Source organism: Thermostichus sp. OS-CIW-29, from assembly GCF_054058195.1.
Map to the genome: position 1 here is coordinate 69,420 of NZ_JBSSAB010000001.1, position 26,446 is coordinate 95,865.

Here is a 26,446-nt window from a genome sequence, read left to right on the forward strand (position 1 = left end):
GTAACCGGTCTGCCCTTCAGCCCCGAGAAATGGGCGGCATTCTCGCCCTGGCCTCGCCAACCAGCTGGTTAGGATCGACCCAGGAAGTGACCAAGCATCTGCCGGATTTTCACAGATTGGCTGCCCAAGCTACTTCACACAGGCTGGCGGCGGTAACCGAAGCAATGTACTCAAGAAGAGGAGAATAAGGAGCCGATGGGAAAAGTTGTAGGAATTGACCTGGGCACAACCAACTCGGTTGTCGCCGTAATGGAGGGGGGTGTCCCCACCGTCATCGCCAATGCTGAGGGTACTCGCACCACACCCTCGGTGGTTGCCTTCACCAAAGATGGAGAGCGCCTGGTGGGCCAAATGGCCCGCCGCCAAGCGGTGCTCAACCCGGAAAACACGTTTTACTCGGTTAAGCGGTTCATCGGTCGTAGGTACGATGAGCTGAATGCCGACTCCAAGCGGGTCTCCTACCAGGTACGGCGGGATGAGCGGGGCAATGTCAAGTTATACGCCCCCCGCCTGAACAAGGAATTTGCGCCGGAAGAGATTTCGGCCATGGTGCTGCGCAAGCTAGCGGATGATGCCAGCCGCTACCTGGGCCAGCCGGTCACCCAAGCGGTGATCACGGTTCCTGCTTACTTTAATGACTCGCAGCGGCAGGCCACCAAAGATGCGGGCCGCATTGCCGGTTTGGAAGTGCTGCGCATCATCAACGAGCCGACAGCAGCCTCTTTGGCCTACGGCTTGGACAAGCGCAACAACGAGACCATCCTCGTCTTCGACCTGGGCGGCGGCACCTTCGACGTGTCCATCCTGGAAGTGGGGGATGGTGTTTTCGAGGTGAAATCCACCAGCGGCGATACGCAGTTGGGGGGCGACGACTTCGACAAGAAGATCGTCGATTGGATGGCCGAGCAGTTTAAGCAAATGGAAGGGATCGACCTGCGGCAAGACCGGCAGGCGCTGCAACGGCTAACGGAAGCTGCGGAAAAAGCCAAGATCGAGCTGTCCAGCGTTTCCGAAACCACCATCAACCTGCCCTTCATCACTGCCACTGCCGATGGGCCCAAACACCTGGAGCTGAAGCTCTCCCGCGCTCAATTTGAACACCTCTGTGCCGACCTGCTGGAGCGCTGCAAGGGGCCGGTGGAACAAGCCCTGCGGGATGCCAAGCTCACCAAGGCCGACATCAACGAAGTGGTGCTGGTGGGGGGATCCACCCGCATTCCGGCGGTGCAGCGGCTGGTGAGGGAGCTGCTGGGCAAAGAACCCAACCAAAGTGTCAACCCCGATGAGGTGGTGGCGGTTGGGGCGGCCATCCAAGCGGGTGTGCTGGCGGGCGAAGTCAAAGACGTGCTGCTGCTGGATGTCACCCCCTTGTCTTTGGGGGTGGAAACCTTGGGCGGCGTGGCCACCAAGCTCATCCCGCGCAACACCACCATCCCCACCCGCAAGTCGGAGATCTTCTCCACTGCCGAAGATGGGCAGACCTCTGTGGAAATCCACGTGGTGCAAGGGGAGCGGGAGCTGGCCCGCGACAACAAATCTCTGGGCCGCTTCAAGCTGGACGGGATCCCGCCGGCCCCCCGCGGTGTGCCGCAGATCGAGGTCACCTTCGACATCGACGCCAACGGCATCCTCAAGGTGACGGCCAAAGACAAAGGCAGCGGCAAAGAGCAGAGCATCTCCATCACCGGCGCCTCTACTTTGGATAGCAAAGAGGTGGAGCGCATGATTGCTGAGGCAGAAAAATACGCTGCCGAAGACCGGGCCCGCCGGGAGAAAATTGAGCGCCGCAACAAGGCCGACTCGCTGGCCTACCAAGCCGAGCGGCAGTTGAAGGAGTTGGGCGACAAGATCTCCTCCAGCAAACGCAGCCAAATCGAGACTCTGGTGCGAGAACTGCGGGAGGCCATCCAGCGGGAGGACGACAGCGCCATCCAGAGCAAAGAGCGGGAGCTGCAAGAGGCTCTCTACGCCATGAGCAGCGAGCTGTATCAACAGCCGGGGGCCTCCTCTGGCCCCACTCCCGGCTCAGGGAAAACCTCCGGCGGCAGCGATGATGTGATCGATGCCGACTTCACCGAGAGCAAGTGACTGCTCAGGGATCCCTCCGTGGGCCGCGGGCCCAGGGCGGATCCCGCCCTTACTTGTAGCGCCGATAATGAGGAGGGACGGGATGGGCGATGGCGTCTAGCCCGCCTCCTCATTTTCTTCAGTAGGTCGGAGGGAAGGAGCCCTTGCCGGGGACGCCTAGCCTCGTGGTTTTCTGCCCACTCTCAGCGATTTGCCTGCGGACGCCTCCATGCAAAACTTTAAGGACTACTACAAGATTTTGGGGGTCAGCAAAACGGCCACTGCCGATGAGGTGAAACAAGCCTATCGGCGCCTAGCCCGCAAGTATCACCCAGATGTCAACCCCAACGACAAAGCGGCTGAAGAGAAATTCAAAGACATTAACGAAGCCTACGAAGTTCTCTCGGATCCCAGCAAGCGCAGGCAATACGACCAATTTGGCCAATACTATCAGCAGGGCGGGTTTCGCTCCAGCCGCGATGCCTACACCTACAGCAGCAGCCCCTTCAGCCAAGACTTTGGGGGGAGCGGATTTGGGGGGAGTGGCGTCGATTTCAGCCAATTTGATGATTTTCAAGACTTCATCGATCAACTGCTGGGCCGGGTGCGCAGCCAAACCGCAGACCGCAGCAGCGGATTTTCGGGATCCACTGGCAACACCAGTTACGATGCTGAGGCCACCATCCAGATCAGCATTCCAGAAGCTTTTGAGGGGGGCAAGCGTCGCCTGCGGGTGGGCGGGGATCGCGTGCTCGAGGTAAACATCCCGCCGGGAATTACGCCAGGGAAGCGGATTCGCCTGCGCGGCCAAGGCCACCCCAACCCCAACGGCGGTGCCGGTGATCTGTACCTTAAAATTGAGCTGAAAGACCACCCCTTCTATCGCCTAGAGGGATTCGACGTTTACTGCGATCTGCCCATCAGCCCCAGCGAAGCGGTTTTGGGCGCCCAGGTGGAAGTGCCCACCTTGGATGGGGTGGTGAAGCTGCGGATCCCACCTGGCATGCAGCCGGGGCGAAAGTTGCGGCTGGCGGAAAGGGGATTTCCCAAAGGCAACGGAGAACGGGGGGATTTTTACGTGGTGGTGCAGATCCATTTGCCCACCCAGATCTCCGAAGAAGAGCGAGAACTTTACGAAAAGCTGCAGCGGGTTCAATCCTACGATCCCCGCGCCACCCTTAAGCTCTAGCATTGATATTCTCCGATATTCTCCCACGGCCAAAGCCTCAAGATTCTTGACAAGCGCTCCGCGCCGCCTGAAAGCAGGAAGCCGCCCTTCTAGCTTGCTTCCAGTAGCGGTAGGGCGGGGCTGGAGGCCCAGCCTTGGGGTCAAGATGGGGTCCTGCTGGAATCTGGTTGCGTCGGCGGGACGGGAGCTGCATTTGCTTCCAGAGGTTCCTGACGAGAGCATCCCTGGCTCCATTGCAGTTGCCGCAGGATCCCGCGCAACAAGGCCACCTCGGCTACGGTCAGGCCGGCTCGCTGGAACAGGGCGCGAAACTTGAGCATTTTGCGGCGGGCTGTGTGGGGGTGCAGGTAGCCAATTTGCAGCAACAGCGCTTCTAAGTGGTCGAAAAATCCCTCCAGCAGCTCGAAGGGGGCAAGCCTTTGCGGTGAGGGCATAGGAGGAGCAGGGGAAGGGCTCTGGCAGACGAGGGTGTACAGCTCATAGCAACAAATGGCCACGGCTTGGGCCAAGTTTAAAGAGGGATAGGTCGCATCGGTGGGGATCTGGATCTGGCGATGGCAAAGGGCCAGCTCCTCGTTGCTCAAGCCGCGATCTTCGGGGCCAAACACGAGGGCGGCAGGGCCGGCGGCCAGCAGAGCGGGAAAGGCTTGGCGGGGGGACTGAATTTGCCATTCGGGTGGGTAGGTTTGGCTGCGCCCCGTTGTCCCGAAAACCTGCACACACCCTTGCAGGGCTTCGGGCAAAGTTTGCACCTTCCGGGCTTGATGGAGCAGGTCTGCCCCATGCACGGCTGTGGTGATCGCTTCTATATCGAGGGGATCGCATTGGGGATCCACCAGCACCCACTGCCTGAAGCCCATGTTTTTCATCACGCGGGCAATGGCGCCGAGGTTGCGCGGCCCAGCCGGCTGCACCAATACAAGCCGTACCTGCGCCAGTTGTTCAGGGCCAGAGTGGGGTAATATCGGCATCAGGTTGGGATCCCCCAGAGTGCCTAGAGTAGAGAAGAGGAGCTTGATTTTGTCATAGATTGCATCCATGGGATCCGCATACCGTTGTTGGCTGAGCTTGATTTGTCTGGTGTTGGTGGGATGCTGCTGGGGATCCCCGGCGTTGGCTGCCCATTCGTTGCCCTCCACAGTGGCAGAGGCGGCTCAGGTGTCGCCCCAGCTCGCTCGCGATGGGGGTATAGAGCACCTTTCCCTGACCGTAGCGCGGCAGCGGCTGGAAGCCATTGCCGAGGCCATGCGCTCAATTCGCCTGTGCAACCGGCCCAACTGCCGTTACCGAGATATCGCTGTGGAGGTGTCGGTTCACGATGGTGGTGCAGAGCCCTTCTACGAGGGCAGCATCGACGCCATGATCGACCGTCCTTCCGGCAGCTTGGATAAAGCCCACTACCGGCTGCAGTTTCGCCAGGGGCGCTGGCAGTTGCTGGGGGGCGAAGAGGTGTCCGATGTCTCTTCCTTTTTCTTTGAGGGAGATACCTACGAGGTGTTCAGCGCCTACGGCACCCGCAGCCACAAAGCCAAGTTGGCAGATGCCAGCAGCAACCTGCGCGTGGGCTATCGGGAGCTGTATTACCGCGTTTTCGACCAGGGCCAAGAGCGTTTGCACTAGCGCTGCGGAGCACGATGAGAGGCCGGCAACACACCTTAGCCAGCTCTATTGCCCTAGAAGGCGTTGGCCTGCACACCGGCCTGCCGATTCGCTGCAGTCTGCATCCAGCTCCTGCCGGCAGCGGTCGGGTTTTTGTGCGGGTGGATCAACCGGGATCCCCTGAGATCCCGGCTCGGTTGGGATCCCTGGCCCCTGCCCATCTCTGCACCCTGTTGCAGCAGGGATCCCCCTCTGTTCAAGTGCAGACGGTGGAACACCTGCTGGCCGCCCTTTACATCCTGGGCATTGACAACTGCCGCATCGAGGTGGAGGGGCCGGAGCTGCCGATTCTGGATGGCTCTGCCCTGCCCTTTGTAGAGGCCATTGCCCAGGCCGGGATCCAGGCCCAAGATCAGCCGGCCCTGCTGGGGGTGATCCAAGAACCGGTCACTGTCTGGGCGGGGGAAGCCTTTGTCAGCGCCCTCCCCCATCCTACAGCCCGCTTTACCTATGGCATCGATTTTGCCGATTGCCCGATTGGAGAACAGTGGCTGAGCTGGAGGGAGAACAGGCCGGATTTTGTCCAGTCCATTGCGCCGGCCCGCACCTTCGCCCGCCAGCAGGATGTGGAGCTGGCCCGGGAACGGGGGCTAATCCAGGGGGGCAGCCTGGAAAATGCCATTGTCTGTAGCCAAACCGAGTGGTTGGGGCCATTGCGCTACCCAGATGAGCCGGTGCGCCATAAGCTGATAGATTTACTAGGAGATCTCAGCCTCCTGGGCTGCCGACTGCAGGGGCACATTGTGGCCTACAAGGCGGGCCATGCCCTGCACCACCGTTTGGCCGAGCAGTTGCTCAAGAGTGGATCCCTGCTGATCCATGAAGAGTGAGGGGGAGCAAGGGATCCGGTTGCGCAGCAACAACCCTGCCATCCTCAGTTGCGAGAGCGGTGCGGAGCACTTGTCTTCAAGGGGATCCCCAGGGTGGGATCCGCTTCATTCCCCTCCTTTCCGCAGCTCCCTGGGTGCTCTTTTGGCTGAGTTCTGGCCTGCCGTCCTCCCCGTCCGGGATTTGGTTTTGTCCTCTGCCTCTGTGGGTTCACCATGTCCTCTGATGTCTCTCCTCCTCCCCTTCTCTCGGCTGAGGCAGCCGCTCAATTGGCAACCGCTCCCCCCGTCTTCACAACGGAGCAGATTTTGGAGATCTTGCCCCATCGCTATCCTTTCTTGCTGGTGGATCGGGTTGTGGAGTATCAACCGGGGCAACGGGCGGTGGGCCTGAAAAACGTCACCTTCAACGAGCCTTTTTTTCAAGGGCATTTCCCCAACCGACCCATCATGCCCGGCGTCCTAATCGTCGAGGCCATGGCCCAGATAGGGGGGATCGTGTTGACCAAGTTGCCGGACGTGGCCGGGCGTTTGGCCCTGTTTGCCGGGATCGATGGCGTTCGCTTTCGCCGCCCGGTACTGCCGGGGGATCAACTGCTGCTCTCCGCCGATTTGCTCACCATTCGCCAGAGGCGCATTGGCAAGATGTTCTGCCGCGCTCAGGTGGGAGGGCAACTGGTAACCGAGGGGGAGCTGATGTTCTCCCTGGTGGATTGATGGGCCAACAGCGGCCATCCAGGAGGCGCTCCGGTGTGGGTGTTCTCGCAATTGAGATAAAGTGTTGGGATAGAAAGATGGCTCAGGGGCTGCTTGCGCCTTTCTGTCGGGATACGGTAAACATGTTGTCGCGACAGTGGGGCGTAGCTCTAAGGCTCATCTCCCCTGGAGTCAAGTCTTGGTGATCCTTCGCGGGGTTGGGAGCGTAACCACAGTTGCTGGCTAGGTCGGAAATGAGTTCGTTCGCTTCAGCGGGATCCACTCCCAACATCTCTGCAAGTGCGCCGCACCGCTCACGGGAGCGGATTCATCCCACTGCGGTGATCCATCCGAAAGCTGAGCTGCACGAAACGGTGCAGGTTGGCCCCTATGCGGTGATCGGCGAGCATGTTCGCATTGCTGCCCATACGGTGGTGGGGGCCCATGTGGTGATCGATGGCTGGACGGAAATCGGCGAGGGCAACCACATTTTTCCGGGAGCAGTTGTGGGCACCGAGCCTCAGGATCTGAAGTACAGCGGCGCCCCCTCTCAAGTGGTGATCGGCAGAGGCAATCGCATCCGCGAGTTCGTCACCATCAACCGGGCTACCAATGAAGGGGAAGCCACCCTGATTGGAGATTACAACCTGCTGATGGCCTACACCCATGTCGCCCACAACTGTGTCATCGAAAATCAGGTGGTGATTACCAATGCTGTCTCTTTGGCCGGCCACATCCACATCGAGTCTCAAGCCCGCATCGGCGGCATGGTCGGGATCCACCAGTTCACCCGCATCGGGCGCTTGGCCATGGTGGGGGCGATGAGCCGGGTTGACCGCGACGTTCCCCCCTACATGTTGGTGGAAGGACATCCGGCTCGCATCCGCGGTCTGAACTTGGTGGGGCTGCGGCGAGCCCAAGGGATGGAGGGATCCCTGCCCTTGCTGCGGCAGGTCTACCGATTTTTGTACCGCTCAGGGTTGCCTTTGGAAAAAGCGCTGCAAACACTGCGCAGCAGCCTGTGTGTCGTTTGTAACAGCGGTGCGGAGGGAGAGCGCCATGTCCTTTCCCTACAGGGGAAAGAGTGGGTGGACGAGACGGGATCCCTGCAACATCTGCTGCAATTTTTGGAAGACTCCCTCTCCCAGCCCCAACGACGTGGCCCTCTGCCGGCCCTGCGCGGGAGGGGGGAAGATCCGCCGGTGCAGAGCACTTCAGAGCTGGATGATTGAGAACTGCGGTCGGGAGTGTAGCTCTGGTGAGCCACCTGTTCATCTGCACGGGCGAGGTCTCAGGGGATCTGCAGGCCGGCCATCTGATTGAAGAATTGCTGCGCCAGCGCCCTCAACTGCGCATCACAGCGGTCGGGGGAGAGCGCATGGCTGCTGCCGGGGCCCGTTTATTGCACCGCACTACCGAGATCAGCTCCGTTGGCATTTTAGAGGCTCTTCCCTTTATCGGCCCCGCCCTCTGGACGGAATGGAAGATTCGCCGCTTTTTGGCCCAAGACCCGCCAGATGTGGCTGTGCTGGTGGACTACATCGGCGTCAACAGCCGCATTGCCCGTCTGCTGCAACGGCGGCAGATCCCTGCTGTCTATTACATTGCCCCCCAAGAGTGGGTGTGGTCGCAGGACGCCCGCCTCACCTACCAACTGGCCCAGCAGATGCGGCTGATGTTGGCAATTTTCCCTGAGGAAGCCCGCTACTACGCGGCGGCAGGAGCCCATGTCCAGTATGTGGGCCATCCCCTGTTGGATATTTTGGCCGCTGTGCCCAGCCGTGCTGCCGCCAGAGCCCAGTTGGGGATCCCTGCCGAAGCCACGGTGGTGGTGGTGGTGCCGGCTTCGCGTCGGCAAGAGCTGCGCTCGGTTCTGCCTGTCTTGCTCAAGGCGGCTCAGTTGTTGCAAGCTCACCTGCCTCAGGCACAGTTTTGGGTGCCCCTGGCCTCGCCCCGTTTTGCTGCCCCGATTGCGCGGGCTGCCCGCCGCCTTGGGCTCAACCTCACCCTTTTGGATCCCCAAGCTCTGCCCTTCTTCTCCCCCCACAAAGCTCATCACCTCGCCTTGGCAGCGGCTGATTTGGTGTTGGCCAAGTCGGGCACGGTGAACTTGGAGACGGCCATCTTGGGGATCCCCCAGGTGGTGATCTATCGCCTCAACCCCCTCACCTTCTGGATCGCCCGCCATTGGCTGAGGGTGTCGGTGCCCTTCATGTCTCCGCCCAACCTGGTGCAGATGCGCCCCATTGTCCCGGAGTTGCTGCAGGAGCAGGCCCAGCCAGAGAAGATTGCCCAACTGGCGCTGGAGTTGCTAACTCGGCCCGAACGCAAAGCCCAACTGCAAGCCGACTACGCCGCGATGCGGGCAGCCCTGGGAGAACCCGGCGTTCTGGCTCGCGCTGCCAAGGCCATCCTAGAGGTGTTGGATGGCGCAGCCGGCCCCCAGCGGCATCCCTTTTGCCGCTAGCTCCGGTGACCCAGGGCCCGGGGCACCGCCCGTCCTCCCGCCAGGGCTGCCGTTGAATCTTCCTCTTCCAGATACTCAGCATCTTGGTTGACGCGCCACCCATCGTAGCGCCGTTCCCCCGCCACAATGTTGCGAGCGGCCAAAAGGCCCGTCATCATGGCGTGATCCTGGTTATTGTAGCGGTGCATGCCGTTGCGGCCTGCCACCTGCAAATTGGGCAGTGCTTCTTCCAAAAAGGTTCGAATGGTCTGGATGTGAGCTTGATAGCCGTGATTGTAAACTGGGTAGGCTTTTGGGGCGCGAATGACTGTGCCGCCCAAAACCTTTGCCCTCCCCAGCAGGCCCAACCGCTGCAATTCCAGCGTTGCCAAGGCCATCAAATCCCCATCGGTTTGTCCCCAAAAGGGATCCGTCGCTGAGCAAAAATACTCCAAACCCAAGCAGGTGACCGAGGGATCCGGAACCATGTCCGCGCTCCAATTCTTGAAGTTTTGGATACGCCCCACCCGCACCGAGGGATCGTGAATATAGATCCAGTGATCTGGAAATAGGTTGGGCTCATCCACCAGCAAAGCCACCGTCAAAAAATCCCGATACCGCAGTTGTTCGGCGGCCTCTCGCACCGGCTCCGGTGCTGCAGGTACCAAAGCCCGCACCAGAGAGCGCAGCGGCATGGTGGAAATGAACTGCTCGCCGGTCACCCAAAAGGTCTCTCCCCCTTGAGAACAGGCTTGTACAGCTTGAACTCCGGCCCGGTTCCAGTGGATTGCCGTAACCTTGCGATCCAGTTGTACCGGCTGCCCGGCTTCTGCCAGCAAGGTTTGAACGCGCTCCCACATCTGGCCTGGCCCTAGGCGAGGATAGCGAAAGCGATCGATCAGGGTTTTGATCACCCCCTCTCGGTTGGGGAAAAAGGTTTTACGGATCAAAGAAGCCATCGACAGACCCTTGATCCGCTGGGCTGCCCAGTCGGCGCTGATCTCGTGACAAGGGATCCCCCACACTTTCTCGGTGTAGGTCTTAAAAAAAGTGCGATACAGCCGTTCCCCAAATTGGTTAATGACCCAATCTTCAAAAGATACAGGATTGGGCCTGGGAAAGAGGCGCGCCTTTAGGTAACTGAGCAGACAGAGGGTGGTAAACCCTGGCCCCAGTTTGGCAAAAACATCCGTAGGTCGAATTGGATAATCAAAGAAAACACCTCGGTAAAAAATGTGGGAAAGCCGACGGCAAACCTGCATTTCCGAGCCCAAAATCTCCGTCCACAGAGCCTCAATTTCCGCCGACTTGGAGAAAAAGCGGTGTCCACCGATATCAAAGCGATAGCCTTGGTAGGTTACAGTGCGGGATAGCCCCCCTACCTGCACCGGATCCGCTTCCAAAACCGTTACCGGGTAGCCCTGCTTGTTCAGCTCGTAGGCGGCACTCAATCCAGCTGGCCCCGCCCCGATCACCACTGTGGACTGCACTCTGGATAGCTGCCTTGAGGTACCATCTGGTAATATAGCAAAGGGATTGCAGTTTGACGGCGTTGGCTGTCTTTTGTGGTGTGTTCTGATTCACCCAGTTCAACGCCTGCACAAAGGCATCTATTGTCGCATCCAATTTTGCAGCTTGCGACTGGGACACCTTGAGTTTGCAAGCTACAGTCAGGACTTGGGTCATGCGCCGATTGTACTTCATCAAGGAAGGCCGCATTCCTTCCGGCACTGACCCTGGATAGTGGTGAGTGGGTAGTGACTAGCCACTAGTCACTAGCCACTAATAGAGTGCGGGGCTCCTGCGGGTTCTAGCTGAAAACAGCACGTCCCGGTTGGCTGGCCACCAATCAGGATCTGATCTTGGCCCTGGCCGATCACCTCTCCATCGCCATTCGGCAGGCGGAATTGCTCCAACAGGTTCAGGAGCTGAACCGCACCCTGGAAGAAAAGGTACAGGCCCGCACCGCCCAACTGGATCGCCAGATACAGGAATTGCATCGGCTGGATTGCCTGAAAGATGACTTCCTTAGCACGGTGTCCCACGAGCTGCGCACCCCTCTTTCCAACATGAAAATGGCCATCCGCCTGCTCAGCTCCGTCCTGCTGCCTGCCCAGGGCGCTCCCAGATCCCCGGATCCGGCCAAAATCTCTCAGTACTTGAAGGTGTTGGACAACGAATGTGAGCGGGAGATCAGACTGGTCGAGGATCTGCTGGAACTGCAGCAGTTAGAGGTGCTCAAGGGACTCCGTCCCGCTAACGCGAACGGTTCACAGCGGCCCTGCTGGTTGGAGCTGCAAGAGTGGTTGCCCCAGATCGCGGAGCCCTTTGCTCAGGAGGCCCATAGCCGCCATCAGCGCTTCAGCCTTGGGATCCCTTCAGGACTGCCTGCCATTTTTACCCTGCCGGGAGTGCTAAAGTCGGTGCTGGCGGAATTGCTGAAAAATGCATGTAAATTCACCCCTGCTGGGCACCTGATCAGCCTTCAGGCCACCTGCCATTCCGACCACCTGGACATCCAAGTCCTCAACACCGGCGTAACCATTCCCTTGGAAGAACAAAAGCGGGTATTCGAGAAGTTCTATCGGGTGCCCAGCGTGGATCCCTGGCGGCAAGGGGGGACAGGGTTGGGGTTGGCCCTTGTGCGGCAGCGGGTAAGCCTGTTGCAAGGAAGCATTCACCTCAACAGCGAGGCCAATCGCACCTGTTTTACTTTGCGGCTGCCTCGGGTTCTCCCTGTCTTTGGCCAAGGCAAGCCAGCTCAGCCTAGGGTGTAGGCGTCGGGGTGGCCGGCTTTGGAGAGTTGGAAGCTTCTCCTTCCTGCAAAACTTCTTGCAAGCGGGCCCGAACCCGCTGGTTGAGAACAGGATTTTCGTTGGCCAAGGTCATCAATTCGCGGTATTGAAGCACTGTCAGCCCTTGCTCCTCGACAATGCGGCTGGCTTGGGTTTCTGTGCGCTGCATAATTTGCTCGTACTCCTCCTCGTTCTGGGTTTCCCGCAGTTGGGCGCTCGCTTCCCGGATCAGGGGATCCAACTCCAACAAAATCCGCACCAACTGTTCCACCTGGGCATCGGTGACTTGCTCTGGGGTTAGAGTCGGAGATGCTAGAGGGCTGGGAGTTGCTGTGGCCGGAGCCCCCCCCGAAGTCGGAGAAGCAGTGGCAGCAGGGCTAGGCAGCGGGGTTGCTCCCTGTGCCCAAACCGGCAGGGATCCCAGGCTGAGTCCCAGACCCATCAGCAATCCAAATTTCATCATGCCCAAAACTCCCTAGACCCAGACAAGATAAACCCAAATAGACTTAAGTCCTTGAGGCGCAGCCAAGCCTGAAGTAAGGCTAGCAAGATGCCTGAATTCCGTCTAATCGGTTCAGCGCAGTCCTGGCAGCCCATCAAGCCCATTCCAGCTTGCCGGTCACCTGGCGCGGGATCTATCCAATCCCTACGGTACCAGAACTCCTCACTCCAGGGCTCCCAGGATGAACTCGCGAAAGGGCTGTGTGGACATGCTGGGGATCTCTTGTAGAAACAAGAAGTTGGTTGTAGACTTAGCTAATATACTTATAGTGCACTGTTCGAGGCTAGCCTGGCACTGGAGTGCCCTTCTTTCTCGGCAGTTAAGCAGCTTCAGACTTGCAATTGACTCAGCACCTCAACCCAAGGAGGAGCCTCTTAAATCTGAGTTTAGGTATATGTTCTGTTGAGTATCGTTTCTGTTAATGTTAAACTTGAGGGCAAACTTGATGAGGATATCGTACGTCGGCACCTGACTTTCTTTGTAGGCGTCAGAGCCACTGGATTCCCATCAATGTCAACGGTCAACCTAGCATCAATATAAACGGTCAACATAAAGGGTCAACCTAGCGAGCGCCCAGTCGCCGGCCCTTTTTATAGGCGGTCTTTGCGGGGTCTCTGATTGGATTTTTTAGGGCGCGCCCATAGCTAGCCCTTCGGGGGCGTTGGGGGTAGTTTCTGTTTTTATCGCCTTTGTAAAAGATGATAACAAAAATGGGTAAAAGTTATTGCTTTTCTTAAGCAGCGCTGATATATTCTTTGCGGTTGCGGTTGTTCGGTCATCCTTCTACAGGAGGCTTACATTGGTTAGGAGAAGAAAGCGTAAGAGCCGCCGTCGTCTGGAAGGGCGCAAAATTTTAGATCACATTCCTCAATTTAATCTGGACAGTGGTGAGGAGAAGTCTGTAACCGCTGCTCGAAAATATATTCAGGAGAAGTCTATTCAGCCCCCCGCGCTGATTTTGGTGCGGCGAAATGAGCATACCGTTGATCGGTTTTTTTGGGCGGAGAAGGGGTTGTTCGGCGCGCAATATGTCGAGGAGAACCACTTCCTTTTTCCCAGCCTGCGAGCTTTGTTAGCAGAGGTTGCGGCTGAGAAGCCGGAGAAAAAATCCTCGAAGACCCTTGCAACTGCCGCTCGCTAGCTTCTGGCCAGCTTTTCCTATTAGCAGGAGCTCAGGAAACAGCCCCCCTACCCTGGGGGGTTTGTTGCAGCCGCTCTCAGAAGATCGAAAGAACTGACCCTGTGTACGGGATCCCTCCCCACGGGTTGAGCTCCTGCTGCCTCACTCGCCATACTCGACCTGCTGGCGGCAGCGAGGGAGCCACGCGCTACCCTACAAGGGATCCCGTCGGGAGATGCCGGATGAGCCGACTGCCTCAAACCACTGCCCATATCCAAATTACCCGCCGCTCTTGGCAAGAGGGTGCCATTGAGGGGGAAGTCAACGCCAATGGTTGGGCTTGGCGCTTTTGCTGGCGCTTTCGGGCCGGAGAGCTCAGAGTGGAACCCTCTGTGGGGCGGGCTTTGATTTGCGAGCCCTTGAGCCGTTTTCTGGAAAAATCCGACTATCTGCTGGAACCGGGCAGCAACTACTCGTTTGTGATTCGCAGCAGCTTGTGAACTCTCAATCTGAGCAGATGTGAGCAGAGCTTTTGCCCAGCACCAAAGACCGGGGCTGAGCAATGGAAGGCACCTGCTACGGTGACCCAGAAACCAGGTCTCAAGCCCCGTGGGCGAAGAGTGCCTCCCCTCTCACTCCTGTCGCGCCCAAGCTGTTCGCACTTGAAAGAATCCTCGCCCTCTAGGCAGGGGGGTAGTCAATAAAGCTGCAGCAGCCTTTGGTCTTCGGCGGGGGAGGAGGCACATCCAGAGCCGGGTTGCACTCAAAGAAGCCCAGGGGCTTGAGCATAAAGCCGATGTAGCTAACCGGCATCACCGGCCAGTCCTCGGTGCGGGGGAAGTGATTGCAGCCAAAGCTATACCAGAGCACCAGGCGGGTGTTTTCCAGGGAGCGGTTCGCTTGCGTCCATTTCACCAGCCCTTCGCCACCGGGGTGTTGGTTGGGGTAGTCCCCTGCTGGGAACTTCTCGCCGGGATGGTAGGGCGTGGCCCAGAGGTGGTGGGCCAGGTATCCTGCCCGTCGGTACAGCCAAGAGTCGGGGTGGGCCAAAAGCTGGACGTTTTCCCCCGGCATCAGTTTGTAGGCCACCGGCTGTCCCAGGCGGTTGTGGCGATTGGGGTTGACAATCTTCCAATAGCGGCCCCGCAAGGGATCCACCGTTTGCTTAGCCTCCTGCTCGGTTTTGAGCAGGGTGGAGCGGGCGCGAAAGGCGTTGCCGTGAGGGTTATCCGGCCCCAGAGGCAGAGGTTCTGCATGCACTTCATAGAGGGAGTTGCACGGCCCATCCACCGCCATATCGAGGCGGACAGTGAAAAAGTGCTGGTGGTTGAGGCCAGACAATTGGGGTGCCACCAAGACGCCAAACTCCGGCTCTTCCCCCGGCAACGTGGCGCAAGTGTTGATGATGCCGGTGAGCTTGGCTTCAAACTCCAGCGTGCCATCCTGGTAGAAGTACCAGAAAAAGCCGTAGTCGTAGTTGCCAATGGTGGTGAAAAAGGAAAGCACCAACCGCCGCGAGCGCCGCACCTGCGCCCGTTCCGTGCGCCAGTCGGTGTGCTTCCAAAGGATGCCAAAATCCTCCTCGTGCATGCAGACGGCATTTTTCAAAAGCATGGGCTCACCGCTGTTGGTGGGCAGCCAGGCATCGAAGTAGTAGATTTCCCCCAGACAGTCGCAGCCCAGCCGCAGGGAGTTGGCCTGCATGCCAATGCCGTATTCCCCCACATCAAAGGCATTTTTGCGACAGTGGGGATCCCGCGGATCCCCGTAGGGCACCACCATCTCGGCTACCGAGGCGCGGTAGAGAATGGGGCGAAGGCGGCCTTGATCCTCGTAGCTCACCTGGTGGAGGACGAGCCCCTCTCGCGGGTTAAAGCTGATGCGCAGATCCCACTTCTGCCAGCGGATGTGGTGGCCGTCCACCTGGAAGCTCACCCCTTGGGGCTGAGTGATTTCTAGCGGCTTCAAGTCTTGGCGAAAATCTTTGAAAAACAGCTCGTCGAAGTTACCGGACTCCGGCGGCAAGGGCCACAGACCCCGATCCTCCACCTTGACGACTTGCATGCGGTTGAGGTCAATCCAGGGGTAGAGCCCCTCGATGGGGCGGGCATAGCCGTTGTCGCAAGGGGAAGTACGTAGGAAACAAAAGCCTCGCACCAGCCGCCGCCCTTCTTCTTCCGGGATCCCGAAGTAGCCCACCGTCCAGTAGTCCACCATCACCAAATCCACATCGGCAATCCCCCGCCGCTGCAGAGCCGCCAAAAATTGGGGATCCTCCTTGAGCAGGCGGTCGCAGGCGTACACCTCATCGTCGAGCAGAGGGGGCTGCACGCCCGCAATGAGCTGCCAAGAGCGCACCTGCTGTGTTGACAGAGAGACCACGGCTTCGTAGGTGTTGCCACTGGCCGGATCCAACAGCACCACGAAAGCCTGCCGATCCCACGGCTGCCCCGGCTGCCACGCTTCCATCCAAGGCCGCTCCGGCTCTTGTAGCTGGATGGTTACAAAGCGCCCCTGAGAACTGAGGGGCCGTTGCCGGCGCAGGATCTGCACCACCTGCCGCATCTCCTCAGCACTGAGGGGATCCAAGGGGTGGCCTTGGGACAACGCAGGTTCGCTCGACTGATGCTGTCGATGCAAACTGGGAGAAACTTTACAAACCACAGCAATAACCTTGAATTCTTCGGTTGGAAAATGATTGAGTTGAGCTAGGAAAAAATAGGGAGAAGTCTGCTGAGAAAGGTCAAAGGGATCCCTTCGCTCGCCATGCCGCGGGCCAGCCCATCAACCCAACTCAGAGAATCCAGAAAACCTAACAGCAGGCTAAACAGACTATCCTGTTGCCATCGCCAACATCGGGCAACTTTGCAAGAGATACCCGGGGAAAGGAAAACTTAAGCCAAAGCCCAAGGAAGTGAAGACAACCTCGGCCCTGCTAATTGTCCAGATCTAGCAATCTTCTGTTTCCCCGTCCGCTAACCAAATGAAGAGGGCAACGGCACCTTGAGAAGCCGCGCCAGGGCGAACAGGAAACCGTCAACCCATCGGGAAAATCTGAATACAGGTCTTACTACAGATAAACCCAAACTCGAGAGCAGGAGAAGTTTTCTGTGATTAAACGTCAGGCTCAACGTTGCACAGGAAAGCATAAAAAAGAAGAAACGCTTCACGCAGGCTAAGGGCAGGATCACACCGAGAAAGCTCAACGCAACGTCAACTCTCGCAAGAGCGCAAAGACATCTCGAAGCCTGCCCTAACCCTACCTGCCAGGGGGATCCCACCACTTGGGATCCGAAACGCAACCGACCATCACTATAGCAGAGGCACCCCCCTTTCCCACAAGCCCGGCCCAAAGCCTCCCGGTCGCATCAGCAGGGTGTGACCCTAGGCCTTCTCCCCGTGAAGTTGAAGTCCAGCTCAATAGGATCTCCCAGGTTCTCTGAAAATTGTCCACAATGAGGCAGGGCTCATAGAATCTGGTGAGGGAGATGGCTTCAACTCGATACCGCCTGGTGCCGGTGCGGCCAGGAGACGGCAGCTTTTATCCAGAGCATCTCTATTTGGCCTTAGAAGCCACCCAACTGGGCTATTGGCAACTGGATCTGCGCACCTGGGAGTTGAGTGCTTCTCCCCAGTGCAAGGCCAAATACGGGCTGGATCCCGGCCAAGATCTCACCCTGGAAGTGTTTTTGCAGCGCGTTCACCCGGAAGATCGCCAAAGGGTGAAAGAAGCTTTGCAGACGGCTGGGCCCAGGGCGGTAGAGGGGGATCCCAACTTTTCGGTGGAATATCGGGTTTACCAGGCCGACGGCCAGATGCGCTGGCAGCTTTCCCAGGGGATTGTGCTCTTGGGGCCGAAAGGGGATCCCGGCCAGGTTGTCGGGGTGACCCTGGATATCAGCGAGCGCAAGCAACTAGAGGCCACCTTGGCCGAGCGAGAGCGCCACTATCGCCAGCTCCTGGAAGCCCTGCCCGACATGCTGCTTTGTCTGGATCGCCAGGGCCGCTGTCTGGAGTTCAAGCCGCCCAGCCATTTTTCTGTCCCCCATCCCCCTGCCTACTACCTGGGCAAAACTCCTGAAGAGCTGTTTCCTGATACCGGTTGCACCGGTGGGGCGGAACCCATAGCCCAAGCCATTCGCGAGCATCTGGAGCTGGCCTTGGCAACCCGGCAAGCTCAAGAGATCGAATACCCCTGCCCAGAGGGATCCCCTCAGCCCCAATATCGCCAGGCCCGCATCGTTCCCTTTGGGGAAGATCAAGTGCTGGTGATCATCAGAAACATCACCCCTCGCAAGCAAGCTGAGCTGAAACTGCAGCGGCAATTGCAGCGAGAAAGACTGTTTAATCAGCTCATTCAGGCCATCAACACCTCTCTGGACTTACCCACCCTATTTGATGTGGCGGTGCGGGAAGTGGGGGCAGTGTTGCAGGCAGCACGAGTTACCCTTTATCAGTACCTGCCCGCTGAGGCCGTGTGGTTGGGCATTGCCAGCCATAGCCGATTTCCTAATTTGCCCAACAATCTGAACCTGCGACTGCCGGATAGCAGGGATTTTATGGTTTTCGATCATTTGAAACGGCTGCAAATTTTTCATGTCCAGGATCCGGAGCAGATTGCCGATCCCTTTGCCATTTATGAGAAGCGAGAATACCAACTGGGCCCTTGGCTGGTGATCCCGGTGGCTTGTCAGGAACAAATGTGGGGCGGGCTATCGCTGCGGCGCCTGACCTCAGATCCGGATTGGCAAACCGATGAGATCGAGCTGGCCAAGGCTATCGGGGAGCACCTGGCGGTGGCCATTCAGCAGGCAGAGCTTTATCAAAAGCTGCAGCAGGCCAATGCCGAATTGGATTACCAAGTGCGGGTGCGCAATGCAGAGCTCGAACAAGCTTACAACGACGAAGCGCTACTCCAGCTCATCACCGAAGAAATTCGATCCACCTTGGACGAACAAAAAATCTTGGAAACGGTAGCCCGAGAACTGGCCCTCAGCTTGAACCTATCCAATTGCGCCATTGCCCTGTATGACCCAGAGCGGCAGGTCAGCGTTTTGGCGGTGGACTATTTGGCCGGAGAAGGGATCCGGCGCTTCCCCCTGGAGGTTTCGTTTGCGGATTTCGCCCATGTGCTTCGTCAGCTCCAGCGCGGACAGCTCTGCCAATTGAGCAACTTCCATCACCCCTGCTGGCCCAACCACGACCGCTACACCCTGATCATCGCTCCCATTTGCGACAAAAGGGATCTGACAGCTCAACACGAGGAACTGCTTGTTTTGGGGAATATTTGTGGCTCCCGTCCACCGGGGCAGATATTTACCGAGCGGGAACAACAGCTCATCCAACGGGTAGCCGGCCAATGTGCCATCGCCATTCGCCAAGCACGTCTTTATCAAACGATCCAGCGTCAGGTGCGGCAGTTGCAGGAGCTCAACCAACTCAAAGATGAGTTTCTGCACATGGTCTCCCACGAAATGCGCACACCTCTCACCAACATGAAGCTGGCTATTGGGTTTCTATCTAAAGCCAACCTAACTGAGCGGGAAAGGCGCTACTTTCAAATTTTGGAGATGGAGACCAACCGCGAGCTGGAGTTAATCAACGACCTGTTGGAATTGCAAGCCCTCGAATCCGGAAACAAAGTCCTCAGACTTACCTGTTTATCTCCCCAGGAATGGATCCCCAATCTTGCCGAGCCCTTCCGGCTGCGGGCTGCGCAGCAAGGCCAACAGTTCCAGGTGGAATGGGATCCCGACCTTTGGCCCCTCTGCACGGATGAGAGCCTCTTGTCGCGGGTGGTCAGCGAGCTTTTAAACAATGCGTGTAAGTACACCCCCCCTGGAGAAAGCATCTATCTGAGCGTGAACCAAGCTAGCTCAAATGGCCGCTTCGGCTGGCTGATCACGGTGCGCAATACAGGGGTGGAAATTCCTGCAGAAGCGTTGCCCCGCCTTTTTGAAAAGTTCTATCGCCTCCCCCAGTTGGATTGCCGCAACGCCGGGGGAACGGGCTTGGGTCTATCGCTGGTTCAAAAGGCAGTGGAGCTGCTGCAGGGATCCCTGCGGGTAGAAAGCCACTCTCGGCAGGTGATGGTTCAGATGTGGTGCCCCCATCAGGGCAGCTTGTCGGAAACCCCAAGCAAGGCTTAGAGGGCAAGGGCAGCGCCTTGCGCAGGACTCGAACCTGCAACCATCGACTTAGAAGGTCGGTGCTCTATCCATTGAGCTAGCAAGGCCGAAGAAAAGGATGCAGAGCCATTATATCCCCGACCAAGTTCCCATTCTCTGACCCCGACCAACCTGCCTCTGACCTTGAGTTCTGCATTGTTGCTTGGGCAAATTGCGCGGTTTGGCTTAGGGAGCCGGGTCGGGATCCCTTCACCATGGGAATGTTGGTTTTCGCTCAGGATATGAACGTCAAAGAGATCGTCTACCAAGCTCTTGGAACGGGACGTCTGGGCGTCTCTCAGGAAACTTGACTGTACGGATAAGGAAGACTTGCAGACGGCAGATGCTTTGAGCAGATGCTTTGATCAGTGCCTTTTTGGATGGCGCTGTGCAGCGGGAGAGCCACAACTGGGCTCCCTGTGCATCGATCCCTTAAAATGGGCGAGCCGAAAGCAGAAAAGTACTCGTTTGAGTTCGAGGATCCCATGCAACCGAGCTATTGGGTCGGAGATAAGTCCAAAATGGGTGTTGAGGTGTCGAAAATTGGGATCCCCATGCCCTTGCTCCCTGATCCTGGCTCAGTTGGGCGAAAGAAAGCTTCTTCCGGCACTCAAGCTCTGTCTCCGGCAGCCAAGCGTCTGCTGCGCCTCTATCACGGTGGTAGCTTCATCTTTCTGGGCCTGTTGTGGCTGGTGGTCGGGATCCCCAGTCTCTGGGCTTTGCGAGCGGATATAGCCCGCCTGTGGGATTACTTTACTTGGACGGGCCTGCGATATGCCTTGTTTCACCGCCCAGGATGGCCGACTTTGGGGTTGTTGCTCTGTGTCAGCTTCACGATGGGGATCCTGATCGCCCAAAGCCGCTATGAGCTGTTCGGCCTGTATCCGGTGGAGCGTCTCATGCTGGAGCAGCAATCCCGCTGGATCCTGTCCTTGCCGGTGTGGCATCCGCTGCGGCGCTGGTTGGTGCGCAGGTTGGATACTCAAGATTAGGTTTTGGCTGCCACTTGGGATCCCTGCCGGCACCGAGGCAAAATCTCGTTTGCGTGCGGCTGAAATCCCGCACAAGCACCACTTCCGAAGCAGCAGGAGAATTCAACCATGCTCAACCAAAGCCTCAGCCTGGGATTTTTCCGAGGAAGCCACAGATAGCTTCACAATCCGGGCCAGCCGAGCCTTACGACGAGCGGCTGTGTTTTTGTGCAGGACGCCGGTTTTGGCAGCTTTATCAATGCGGCTGAAAGCAGCACTCATCGCCGCCTGGATTTCCTGCAGAGTTTCTTGCTGTGGGTTGGCGGCATAGGCAGTTGAGAGGGAGATCACTTTCTTCATCAGAGCGCGCACCATGGCTTTGGTGGCTTTATTGCGCAGCCGATTACGCTCTGCGATCTGAACGCGCTTGATGGCAGATTTGATGCGTGGCATGGTTGAAGGGGAAGTTCCAGCGAAGATCCAGCATACCATCAGAGCTGGAAGCTCCACCAGTTCCTATTGTTCTCCGATGGGATCCCCATGTTCCAAGATTGCAGCTCGCAGATCCGCTTTAACCCACCTGCCCTTTTCTACGGGGTTGCCGCTTGCGATTTGGATCGGGATGGGGCCTTTGAGCTGTTTGTGTGCGGGTTCCGCGGCTCCAATCGAGTCTTGAAGTGGGATGGGCAAACCTTGGTGGATCAAGCAGACGACACCCTGGCCGATGCAGGGCGCATGGCAATTGGGGTGGCTGCCGCCGACTTTGACGGGGACGGGCAGGAAGAACTTTATGTCTTGAACACCGATACCTTCGGCGGGCGCAAGCGCTTTGGGGATCGCCTCTTCGACTGGCAGGGATCCGCCTGGGTGGACCTGTTCTCCCTGCCGCAAAACCAAGATGCCCTCAACTTGACGGCAGGTCGCTCTGTAGCCTGTGTGGATCGTCTTGGCCAGGGGAGCTATGGATTTTTCGTAGCCAACTACGGCGGCCCTATGCGCCTCTACGAGTTGGGCCCTAACCAAATGATCGCCGATGTGGCGCCAGAAGCGAGACTCAATCGGGTGACGGGCGGGCGGGGGTTGGTGGCCTTGCCCTTGGTCTCGCAGCGGATGGACATTTTTGCCGTCAATGAGCAGGGGCCCAACTTTCTGTTTCGCAACCGGGGGGATGGCACCTTTGAAGAGATTGCCGCTGAGGTGGGCCTGGCGGATCCGGACGAGCACGGACGTGGCGTGGCGGCGGTGGATCTGGATGGGGATGGACGGCTGGATTTGCTCTATGGCAACTGGGAAGGCCCCCATCGCCTCTGGATCCAGACCCCCGACGGTTTTTTTAAGGATGTAGCCCCCCCGGAGTTGGCTAGGCCCTCCCGCATTCGCACAGTCATCGCTGCCGACTTCGACAACGACGGCTACCCAGAGCTGTTTTTCAACAACATCGGCGAGCCCAACCGTCTGTTTGCTTGGCGCTCAGGCCGTTGGCAAGCCATTGACATTGGAGATGCTGCCGAGCCCCAGGGATTGGGGACAGGAGCAGCAGTGGCCGATGTGGATGGGGATGGTCGTCTGGAATTGTTGATTGCCCATGGGGAGTCTGGCGCCCAGCCTCTCAGCTTCTATCGCCCTCAGGCCAATGCCAACAACTGGCTGAGGGTTCTGCCCCTCACCCGCCAGGGAGCCCCGGCCCGCGGCGCGTTGGTAAGGCTGCTCACCTCCACCCGTACCCAGATCCAGGCCATCGACGCCGGCAGCGGCTACCTCTGTCAGATGGAGCCGGTGGCCCACTTTGGCCTGGGATCCGAAACAGGGGTCAAGGAAATCCAGATCCAGTGGCCAGATGGGAAACAGTTGCAGGTGGCCCACCCACCGGTCAACCAGCTTTTGCGGATCCCTTATCCCCGCTAGCCGCCAATCTGAGACATGGTGCGCCGGTAGGATCCCTGGCTGCCGGTGTCCCGCCCTTTGAAGTTGATATCCGGCTTGATGTCCAGCAATTCCCGCACCTGCTGCCTTAGCCTTTCGGCAGGGATCCCAGCTCGCAGCGGATCCCGCAGGTTGATTTGGCCGGATTCGTTGAGCAGGCAAGGGCGCAGCCAACCGTCGCTGGATAGCCGCATGCGGTTGCATCGATCACAAAAGCACTCCGACATCTGGCTGATAAAGCCCAAGGTGCCTTTTGCCCCCGGGATTCGAAACACATCCGCCGGCCCATTGCCGGCCACAAACCCAGGTTCCAGGCCAAAGCGAGCGCGAATTCGCTGTCGCAGCACCTCAGACTCCACCCAGCCGGCCTGCTGAAAGAGGGCGGCATTGCCAATGGGCATAAACTCGATGAAGCGCACATGCCATTGTCGCTCCAGAGTAAGGGCAGCCAGATCTTCCACTTCCGATTCGTTGAGCCCAGGGATCACCACCACATTCAACTTGAGGGGATCAAACCCCACTTGGTGGGCAACTTGGATCCCGGCCCAGACCTGCCGCCAGCGATCCCGCCCCGTGATCAGTCGAAAGGTCTCGGGGTTGAGGGAATCAAAGCTGATGTTGATGCGGCGCAACCCCGCTTCATAGAGGAGTTGAGCTTTTTGGCTGAGGTTGAAGCCGTTGGTGGTAAGGGCCACATCTCTCACCCCAGGCAGGCTGCATAGAGCCCGGATGAGGTGCTCCAGCCCCGGCCTGAGCAGGGGTTCGCCGCCGGTGAGGCGAAAGCAATCGATCCCCAACGGCAAAAACACCTCTCGAACCAACGTGAGGATTTCCTCATCCGTTAAACGCTCTGGGGCTTGCAGCCACGTCAACTCCGCCTCGTCAGGCATGCAGTACTGGCAGCGGAAATTGCAGCGATCGATCAAGCTGATGCGCAGATAGTTAACGGTCGGCATGGCAAGCTAGGCCCAAAAAAGATGTGGCACCCCCTCCCCCAAGGTGCCGAGCAACGCCGGGGACCCTTTCCGTTGCCTCTGGAAAACCTCCCAGCGTCTCCATCCGCGAAGGCAGCGGGAACTGTCTCCAGGCTTTCAACTTGCGGTGGCCACACCTCCAGTTTGCAGGATACTACGAAGATTGAGGTGCAAATCTCTACTCGGCAGAGCCAGGGATCCCTGCCCATTCGGGTTGAACAGGCCGCTGCCAGCGTTCCCACCAGGCCAGCACAGACTCAGGTGGGTGGCTGTCGTGGCTGCCGTTGGCATTGGCGGGGAGGGGGGGAGAGGGAGGTGGGGCCGGCGGTGTCAGCCAACTGACAGGCGCGGGGATCAGACAACTGGGGTGGAGAGGGCGCAGATCGCGGTAGTGGCTGCTGCGAATGGCCAGGATCTCCTGCTGAATGATGTCTGGGGGTTCTCCCAACTCCAGCAACACATGGCTGCACAGACCCAAGCTGGCCTCGAATTCGGGATGGACGACTTCTCTGGCCCCCAACTGATAGAGCTGTTCGATGTCTTCCTTGTCGGTAGCTCGCACCACCACATCCAATCGCGGCGCCAACTCCAGAGCTCGTTTCAGGCAGAGGCGGATGCTCATGCGATCCGGCAGGGCAATGACCAGAGCGCGGGCCTGGGGCAGGCCAGCTTTCTCCAGCACCAACGGGCTGGCCGCATTTCCGTAGAGGTAAGGGATCCCACGGGAACGCAGGTGTTGGATCACCCGTTCTGACTGATCGATAACCAAGAGGGGGTGACGACGGGCTTCGAGAATGCGCACAATGTCTTGCCCCACCTGCCCATAGCCGCACACCACCACGTGCCCCTGTTGAGGAGCATCGGGGGCCAAAGCGCGGGGCCGCTCGCCCGATTCCAACCAGCGGGCCAAGAAGGGGATCCCGTGTAGCCCGGAAAACAGTCGAGGAGCGCCCCTCAGCAGAAAGGGGGTGAGCAGAAGGGTAACGGCTGTAGTGCTGACAATCAACAAATAGATCTGCCGCGACACCAACCCCAAAGCCTGCCCCTCGCTGGCCAGCACAAAGGAGAATTCGCCGATTTGCGATAGGCCCAGCCCCACCACCACCGCTGCCGGCAGAGTGTAACCAAACAGCCGCGCCAAGGGAGCCACGATGCAAAACTTGCCCACCATCACCAGCCCCACCAGCCCCAGGATCAGCAACAGATGGCCGAGGATAAAGCTGGGATCGATGAGCATGCCGATGGCCGCAAAAAAGAGAGCGGCAAACACATCTCGCAAAGGCTCCACATAGTCCAGGGTTTGGTCGGCGTATTCCACCTCCGAGATCATCAGCCCGGCAATGAAGGCCCCAATCTCGCTGGAAATGCCCAGCCGCTCCGTCAACAGGGCAATCCCCACGCAGAGGCTGATCACCCCCAGCAAAAACACCTCTTTGCTCTCCTGCTGAGCCAAAAGCCGCAAGAAGGCCGGAACGAGCCAAATGCCACTCACCACTGCCCCCAGCCCCACCAGGCCAATTTCCGCTACCGACTTGACCAGGGATCCCGCCAGCTCCGGCAAGGGACAATCCAAAGCCGGCAACACCGCCAACATCAGCCCCACCGCCAAATCTTGCACAATCAGGATCCCCAGCATGGCCTGGGCTTGGGGAGTGCCCATTTGGTTGGTCTCAGTGAGACTTTTCAGCACCACCGCCGTGGAAGACAAGGAGAGCACGGCCCCCAAAAAGATCCCTTGCACCGGCGTCAACCAGCCGCTGACCACCGCCAGCACCGCCGTGATCAAAATCGTCAGGCCAATTTGCAAAATGCCTCCGCCAACGGCGATCCCCCGCACTTTGCGCAATTCTTTCAGGGAAAACTCCACCCCCAAGGTGAACAGCAAAAAGGTCACCCCAAACTGGGCCAAGGTTTCCACCTGAACCAACTCTTTGATCCACCCCAACCCGGTTGGCCCCACCAAGATCCCGGCCAGTAAGTAGCCGAGCAACACCGGCTGCCTCAGCAGCGAAGCCAAGAATCCACCTGCTGCCGCTGCCGCCAATACCGTCACAATGTCCAAAATCAGACGAAAGTCTTCCTGCACAGGGCACCCACCAAGGAATGTGAACTTTTGTAGCCAATCCTGAGGATTCTTCCACGATAATGCTTCCTCTGGCATCTCGGACAGAGTGGAGAACCTGGCCCCAAGCCCTGCACCTTACTTCCCCCAGGGATCCCGGCTGACTAGTCCCGATTAGAGGAAGCTGGCCAGAAACTCAGTGGAAATTTTTGTTAAAACTTGCTGGCAATACCTCAAAACCGTAGCTTATAATACAGAATGTAGATAGAAATCGTTCATCCTCTCGCGTGCTGGGCGGCTCGTTAATGTAGGTAGAGCGACATCACGGCCAGAGGACGGAAGTAGGGAGATATCCCGAAGGAACGCGCCTCAACTCTTCTGGTAACCGTGTGGCTTCTCTTGGGAGAAGGCGAACGGATGAAAACTCAACTCATTGGAGGCGAAGATCATGGCACTCTTTTACCGTGGCGTCGATTACACCCCCTCTTCTGCAACTGCAGCGGTTTCTCCCGGCAAAGTGGGGGGTCGTTACCGGGGGCTGGACTGGCGGTTCCGCCACCTGAGCAAGCCGGTGGTTTTGCCCACCAACCTTGACCTGCTCTATCGGGGTGTTGCTCATCACCTCAAGGCGGCCGAAGGGCCGGCTCAACCCGTTCAGACGGCAGAGGCATCTGCCCCGGTGGCTGCCAATGGCCGTTCTCATGTCTTGGATGAGCTGTCTCGCCGCTTGATGATGAGCCATCAACGCTTGATTCGGATTCGCCAGCAATCCATGCTGCTCCGCGGTACAGAGCAGATTGGCCTGCATGTCAACGTGCGCAACTTCTGGAACCGCATCCAAGGAAAAGTGCATCCCACCTTTCGGCTCAACTACGACCGTAGCCGTGTCAGCATGAGCTGATCTGCCCGTAACTGTTGATGCTCTGGCATGAGCTCAGCGAGAAGGGATCCCGGCTGGGGATCCCCTTTTGGTTTCTGGGTTGAGCTTCCTCAGGTCGATGGACGGCACAGGACGCTTCAACGCTGGCACGAGGTGCTGTTGACCAAA

General features: G+C 58.5%; 21 protein-coding genes, 1 tRNA gene, 1 pseudogene and 1 riboswitch. Of the genes and pseudogenes, 14 read left to right on the forward strand and 9 right to left on the reverse strand.

The features are described 5' to 3' along the window. Positions 1-195: 195 nt before the first annotated feature. Positions 196-2,088: a molecular chaperone DnaK gene (gene dnaK, locus ACVWZJ_RS00315; protein ID WP_414329477.1), complete on the forward strand. Its 1,893-nt coding sequence runs from the start codon at positions 196-198 to the stop codon at positions 2,086-2,088. A 208-nt stretch (positions 2,089-2,296) separates the two neighbouring features. Next, a complete protein-coding gene (locus ACVWZJ_RS00320; protein ID WP_011434323.1) occupies positions 2,297-3,256 on the forward strand; it encodes a DnaJ C-terminal domain-containing protein in 960 nt (319 codons plus the stop codon). A gap of 140 nt (positions 3,257-3,396) precedes the next feature. Here ACVWZJ_RS00320 and ACVWZJ_RS00325 read toward each other — a convergent pair whose 3' ends face one another. Continuing rightward, positions 3,397-4,227, reverse strand: coding sequence for an RNA methyltransferase (locus ACVWZJ_RS00325; protein ID WP_011434324.1), 831 nt, complete (start codon positions 4,225-4,227; stop codon positions 3,397-3,399). 67 nt (positions 4,228-4,294) lie between these two features. Between ACVWZJ_RS00325 and ACVWZJ_RS00330 the strand changes: the two genes are divergently transcribed. From ACVWZJ_RS00330 to lpxB, 5 genes are all read left to right on the forward strand, one after another. Next, positions 4,295-4,876 (forward strand): hypothetical protein, encoded by a 582-nt coding sequence (locus ACVWZJ_RS00330; RefSeq protein WP_457393861.1) that lies wholly within the window; start codon positions 4,295-4,297, stop codon positions 4,874-4,876. 14 nt (positions 4,877-4,890) lie between these two features. After that, positions 4,891-5,745 carry a UDP-3-O-acyl-N-acetylglucosamine deacetylase gene (gene lpxC, locus ACVWZJ_RS00335; RefSeq protein WP_457393864.1) on the forward strand — a complete coding sequence of 285 codons (855 nt, stop codon included), beginning with the start codon at positions 4,891-4,893 and terminating at the stop codon, positions 5,743-5,745. A 213-nt stretch (positions 5,746-5,958) separates the two neighbouring features. After that, positions 5,959-6,459 (forward strand): 3-hydroxyacyl-ACP dehydratase FabZ, encoded by a 501-nt coding sequence (gene fabZ, locus ACVWZJ_RS00340; RefSeq protein WP_011434327.1) that lies wholly within the window; start codon positions 5,959-5,961, stop codon positions 6,457-6,459. A 233-nt stretch (positions 6,460-6,692) separates the two neighbouring features. Continuing rightward, positions 6,693-7,670, forward strand: coding sequence for an acyl-ACP--UDP-N-acetylglucosamine O-acyltransferase (gene lpxA, locus ACVWZJ_RS00345; protein ID WP_414382304.1), 978 nt, complete (start codon positions 6,693-6,695; stop codon positions 7,668-7,670). Between the two features lie 26 nt (positions 7,671-7,696). Next, positions 7,697-8,905 (forward strand): lipid-A-disaccharide synthase, encoded by a 1,209-nt coding sequence (lpxB, locus tag ACVWZJ_RS00350; protein WP_011434329.1) that lies wholly within the window; start codon positions 7,697-7,699, stop codon positions 8,903-8,905. Here the strand turns inward: lpxB and ACVWZJ_RS00355 are convergent. Together ACVWZJ_RS00355 and ACVWZJ_RS00360 are read right to left on the reverse strand one after the other, a co-directional pair. Next, a complete protein-coding gene (locus ACVWZJ_RS00355) occupies positions 8,902-10,374 on the reverse strand; it encodes an NAD(P)/FAD-dependent oxidoreductase (RefSeq protein WP_011434330.1) in 1,473 nt (490 codons plus the stop codon). The genes lpxB and ACVWZJ_RS00355 overlap by 4 nt on opposite strands. A 34-nt stretch (positions 10,375-10,408) precedes the next feature. Next, positions 10,409-10,570, reverse strand: a pseudogene (locus tag ACVWZJ_RS00360) (RNA-guided endonuclease TnpB family protein); the annotation flags it as partial. Between the two features lie 176 nt (positions 10,571-10,746). On the opposite strand from ACVWZJ_RS00360, the gene ACVWZJ_RS00365 reads away from it, so the two are divergent. Next, positions 10,747-11,661 carry a sensor histidine kinase gene (locus tag ACVWZJ_RS00365; protein ID WP_457393867.1) on the forward strand — a complete coding sequence of 305 codons (915 nt, stop codon included), beginning with the start codon at positions 10,747-10,749 and terminating at the stop codon, positions 11,659-11,661. Here ACVWZJ_RS00365 and ACVWZJ_RS00370 read toward each other — a convergent pair. Beyond that, complete coding sequence (locus ACVWZJ_RS00370; RefSeq protein WP_457393870.1) at positions 11,651-12,142, reverse strand: DUF4168 domain-containing protein; 492 nt, start codon at positions 12,140-12,142, stop codon at positions 11,651-11,653. The two genes, ACVWZJ_RS00365 and ACVWZJ_RS00370, sit on opposite strands and share 11 nt — an antisense overlap. A gap of 838 nt (positions 12,143-12,980) precedes the next feature. Between ACVWZJ_RS00370 and ACVWZJ_RS00375 the strand changes: the two genes are divergently transcribed. Together ACVWZJ_RS00375 and ACVWZJ_RS00380 are read left to right on the forward strand one after the other, a co-directional pair. Then, on the forward strand, positions 12,981-13,322 hold the full coding sequence (locus tag ACVWZJ_RS00375; RefSeq protein ID WP_049749658.1) for a DUF3155 domain-containing protein: 342 nt from the start codon (positions 12,981-12,983) through the stop codon (positions 13,320-13,322). Positions 13,323-13,543: 221 nt separating this feature from the next. Next, positions 13,544-13,801, forward strand: coding sequence for a DUF3146 family protein (locus ACVWZJ_RS00380; protein ID WP_011434334.1), 258 nt, complete (start codon positions 13,544-13,546; stop codon positions 13,799-13,801). Between the two features lie 181 nt (positions 13,802-13,982). Here ACVWZJ_RS00380 and ACVWZJ_RS00385 read toward each other — a convergent pair whose 3' ends face one another. Continuing rightward, complete coding sequence (locus tag ACVWZJ_RS00385) at positions 13,983-15,908, reverse strand: primary-amine oxidase (RefSeq protein WP_457393873.1); 1,926 nt, start codon at positions 15,906-15,908, stop codon at positions 13,983-13,985. An 881-nt stretch (positions 15,909-16,789) separates the two neighbouring features. On the opposite strand from ACVWZJ_RS00385, the gene ACVWZJ_RS00390 reads away from it, so the two are divergent. Continuing rightward, positions 16,790-19,450: a sensor histidine kinase gene (locus ACVWZJ_RS00390; RefSeq protein ID WP_457393876.1), complete on the forward strand. Its 2,661-nt coding sequence runs from the start codon at positions 16,790-16,792 to the stop codon at positions 19,448-19,450. A 13-nt stretch (positions 19,451-19,463) separates the two neighbouring features. Here ACVWZJ_RS00390 and ACVWZJ_RS00395 read toward each other — a convergent pair. Then, positions 19,464-19,536: transfer RNA gene (locus ACVWZJ_RS00395), tRNA-Arg, on the reverse strand. Positions 19,537-20,022: 486 nt separating this feature from the next. On the opposite strand from ACVWZJ_RS00395, the gene ACVWZJ_RS00400 reads away from it, so the two are divergent. Beyond that, positions 20,023-20,460, forward strand: coding sequence for a hypothetical protein (locus ACVWZJ_RS00400; RefSeq protein ID WP_187147245.1), 438 nt, complete (start codon positions 20,023-20,025; stop codon positions 20,458-20,460). 102 nt (positions 20,461-20,562) lie between these two features. On the opposite strand, the gene rpsT is transcribed toward ACVWZJ_RS00400, so the two are convergent. Further along, positions 20,563-20,892, reverse strand: a complete 330-nt coding sequence (rpsT, locus tag ACVWZJ_RS00405; protein ID WP_011434338.1) for a 30S ribosomal protein S20 — start codon at positions 20,890-20,892, stop codon at positions 20,563-20,565. An 87-nt stretch (positions 20,893-20,979) separates the two neighbouring features. Between rpsT and ACVWZJ_RS00410 the strand changes: the two genes are divergently transcribed. Continuing rightward, positions 20,980-22,344, forward strand: a complete 1,365-nt coding sequence (locus ACVWZJ_RS00410) for a CRTAC1 family protein (RefSeq protein ID WP_011434339.1) — start codon at positions 20,980-20,982, stop codon at positions 22,342-22,344. Here the strand turns inward: ACVWZJ_RS00410 and moaA are convergent. Together moaA and ACVWZJ_RS00420 are read right to left on the reverse strand one after the other, a co-directional pair. Beyond that, entirely contained in the window at positions 22,341-23,318 is a 978-nt protein-coding gene (gene moaA / locus ACVWZJ_RS00415; protein WP_011434340.1) for a GTP 3',8-cyclase MoaA, read from the reverse strand. The two genes, ACVWZJ_RS00410 and moaA, sit on opposite strands and share 4 nt — an antisense overlap. Before the next feature lie 196 nt (positions 23,319-23,514). After that, positions 23,515-25,422: a cation:proton antiporter gene (locus ACVWZJ_RS00420; protein ID WP_011434341.1), complete on the reverse strand. Its 1,908-nt coding sequence runs from the start codon at positions 25,420-25,422 to the stop codon at positions 23,515-23,517. Between the two features lie 246 nt (positions 25,423-25,668). Continuing rightward, a riboswitch (Glutamine riboswitch) is annotated at positions 25,669-25,767 on the forward strand. A 79-nt stretch (positions 25,768-25,846) separates the two neighbouring features. Between ACVWZJ_RS00420 and ACVWZJ_RS00425 the strand changes: the two genes are divergently transcribed. After that, on the forward strand, positions 25,847-26,299 hold the full coding sequence (locus ACVWZJ_RS00425; RefSeq protein ID WP_011434342.1) for a DUF4278 domain-containing protein: 453 nt from the start codon (positions 25,847-25,849) through the stop codon (positions 26,297-26,299). The last annotated feature ends 147 nt before the right edge of the window (positions 26,300-26,446 follow it).

Excerpts from the sequence above, each read along its gene's own strand:
- dnaK (WP_414329477.1), top strand. The coding sequence starts at position 196 with ATGGGAAAAGTTGTAGGAATTGACCTGGGCACAACCAACTCGGTTGTC.
- ACVWZJ_RS00380 (WP_011434334.1), top strand. The coding sequence starts at position 13,544 with ATGAGCCGACTGCCTCAAACCACTGCCCATATCCAAATTACCCGCCGC.
- ACVWZJ_RS00425 (WP_011434342.1), top strand. The coding sequence starts at position 25,847 with ATGGCACTCTTTTACCGTGGCGTCGATTACACCCCCTCTTCTGCAACT.
- lpxA (WP_414382304.1), top strand. The coding sequence starts at position 6,693 with ATGAGTTCGTTCGCTTCAGCGGGATCCACTCCCAACATCTCTGCAAGT.
- ACVWZJ_RS00330 (WP_457393861.1), top strand. The coding sequence starts at position 4,295 with ATGGGATCCGCATACCGTTGTTGGCTGAGCTTGATTTGTCTGGTGTTG.
- ACVWZJ_RS00370 (WP_457393870.1), bottom strand. The coding sequence starts at position 12,142 with ATGATGAAATTTGGATTGCTGATGGGTCTGGGACTCAGCCTGGGATCC.
- lpxC (WP_457393864.1), top strand. The coding sequence starts at position 4,891 with ATGAGAGGCCGGCAACACACCTTAGCCAGCTCTATTGCCCTAGAAGGC.
- moaA (WP_011434340.1), bottom strand. The coding sequence starts at position 23,318 with ATGCCGACCGTTAACTATCTGCGCATCAGCTTGATCGATCGCTGCAAT.
- ACVWZJ_RS00325 (WP_011434324.1), bottom strand. The coding sequence starts at position 4,227 with ATGCCGATATTACCCCACTCTGGCCCTGAACAACTGGCGCAGGTACGG.
- fabZ (WP_011434327.1), top strand. The coding sequence starts at position 5,959 with ATGTCCTCTGATGTCTCTCCTCCTCCCCTTCTCTCGGCTGAGGCAGCC.
- ACVWZJ_RS00320 (WP_011434323.1), top strand. The coding sequence starts at position 2,297 with ATGCAAAACTTTAAGGACTACTACAAGATTTTGGGGGTCAGCAAAACG.
- ACVWZJ_RS00410 (WP_011434339.1), top strand. The coding sequence starts at position 20,980 with ATGTTCCAAGATTGCAGCTCGCAGATCCGCTTTAACCCACCTGCCCTT.
- rpsT (WP_011434338.1), bottom strand. The coding sequence starts at position 20,892 with ATGCCACGCATCAAATCTGCCATCAAGCGCGTTCAGATCGCAGAGCGT.
- ACVWZJ_RS00390 (WP_457393876.1), top strand. The coding sequence starts at position 16,790 with ATGGCTTCAACTCGATACCGCCTGGTGCCGGTGCGGCCAGGAGACGGC.
- ACVWZJ_RS00400 (WP_187147245.1), top strand. The coding sequence starts at position 20,023 with ATGCCCTTGCTCCCTGATCCTGGCTCAGTTGGGCGAAAGAAAGCTTCT.